Source organism: Okeania sp. SIO2F4 (assembly GCF_010672385.1).
Classification (GTDB): domain Bacteria; phylum Cyanobacteriota; class Cyanobacteriia; order Cyanobacteriales; family Microcoleaceae; genus Trichodesmium.
The window spans coordinates 1-2,095 of the sequence record NZ_JAAHGT010001255.1 but is presented as its reverse complement, the minus strand read 5'-3'; the positions used below and the strand labels follow the sequence as shown (position 1 = coordinate 2,095).

1 protein-coding gene is annotated in these 2,095 nt (G+C 31.7%); it reads right to left on the bottom strand.

The window, feature by feature from the left end; genetic code table 11:
* Nucleotides 1-316: 316 nt before the first annotated feature.
* Entirely contained in the window at nucleotides 317-1,948 is a 1,632-nt protein-coding gene (locus tag F6K22_RS39430) for a WD40 repeat domain-containing protein (RefSeq protein WP_293110468.1), read from the bottom strand.
* Nucleotides 1,949-2,095 lie beyond the last annotated feature (147 nt).

Here is a 2,095-nt window from a genome sequence, read left to right as displayed (position 1 = left end):
TGAGAAAAACAGGTATGTTTGAAGTTTGATAAATTACAGTCCTGATAGTTGTATTCTATATTTATGAAAACGGCTATAAATATTGGGAGATGGTGAATATGATCATGGCTGAGATTTTACCTTTTTATCCTGTTCTATTTCTCGCTCTTCTAACTAGGGAATAGAGAATAGGGAATAAAGATTCGTAGTCAACATTTATCAAAATGGTATTAATCTATAGACTAATCTACTTTACTTCTTCCTTCTTCCTTCTTCCTTCTTTCTTCTTCCTTCTTCCTTCTTTCTTCTTCCTTCTTCCTTCTTCCTTCTTCAATTACTATCGTCGCCAAAGTTTAATAGTTCGGTCTTTACTACCACTAGCAATACTATTACCATCAGGACTAAAACTAACTGTATAAATCTCATCTGTATGTCCGGTTAAAGTATTCAGCAATTCCCCTGTATCTAAATCCCATATATTAATACTATTATCCTTACTGCCACTAGCAATATACCGACCATCTTGACTAATATCAACAGATACAACTTCAGCAGTATGACCAGATAGAGTTTTGATTAACTTTCCTGTTTTTAAATCCCAAATTTTAACTGTATTATCATAACTACCACTAACTATTTTTTCGCCATCTGGAGTAATCTTAACAGACCTAATAACTCCTTGATGTCCAGTTAATGTATTAATTAATTCTCCTGTATCTAAATCTTCAATTTTTATAGTTTGGTCTGCACTACCACTAACCAATATTTTCCCATCAGAGCTAATAGCAATAGAATAAATTATATCTGAGTGATCTGGGAAATTAAAAATTAAGAAACCTGTTTTTAAATCCCAAACTTTTACCGTTCTATCTCCACTAGAACTAGCAATTATTTCATTATCAGGACTCATAGCAACTGACCAAATAGGTGCTCGATGTTCAAAAACATGAAATGGTTCTCCTGTTTCCAAATTCCAGACAATTACTCTCCAATCATAAGTACCTGCAACTAATTGAGTAGCATCAGTATTAAAAGCAACTGACCAAATTGGAGAATCATCCGCACGAAATGTGTTGATAACTTTTCCTGTGGGTATTTCTAAAATTTTTACTGTTGTCTCTCTACTACCAGTAGCTAGCATTTTTCCATCTGGACTAAATACAACAGTACCAACAGCAGCTGAATATTGAGATAAATCTTCTACTTGATAATTCTGCCAATTTTTACCTTGTTTACATTTTTGTAAAATATCCTGAGCTTCAGCAAAAATATTCGATTTTTCACTAATTAGAGTTGTTTTACTGATGCAATTTTCATAATTTCGCTCTGTATATAAGTTTCTCAATAAATTTAATTGTGCAGCTTCTTTTTGTTCTTTTTCTAATGCTTGCTGTTGCAACATTTGATTATAATTTTGAAATTTAATATATCCATAAATAGCAAATATTACTACAATAACAATAGAAATAATTACTACAATTAACCACCTGTTAATAGATAATTTTTGAGAGTTATTGAGCAATATTTTTTTGAATTTTATAAGTATAGATTTAGGTATTACTCTGTCTTCTATTAATTCTATATCCTCTTGAGTAAGTCCTAAAATTTGTTGTAGGCATTCTAACTCTTCACGAGTTTCATGACTCAAGGGATATTCTTGTTGAATTGCAGCTCGTAATGTTTGTTCGTATCTTTCTCCTTTCTCCTGATATTTACGGTAAGGGTTTAATACCTCATCCTCAATTATTTCCGTTTCTTCTTGTGAGAGTTCTAAACTTTCTCGTAGTTCATCTAAAATTCCTCTTCCCACAATAGAAATATCTCCTCGATAGCTAGCCCGACGAACAATCTCTTCTCGATAAATTTCCCTGTTATCTATAGTTTGATTTGGATTATTGCTAATTTCTTTTAAATCCGCTATAACTTCTGCTGCTGACTGGTAACGTTCGCGATAATCATAGCGCACCATCTTATCTAAAATATCTGCTAAAGCTGTAGAACAATTTGTTAGGTGTCGCCAAAATATTTCTCTTTTATTCCAATTTTCCTGATTTTTTAGTTTAGTTATTTAATTATTAGTTATTCTTTTAATTGCTTAATTTCCCATCATTCTAAA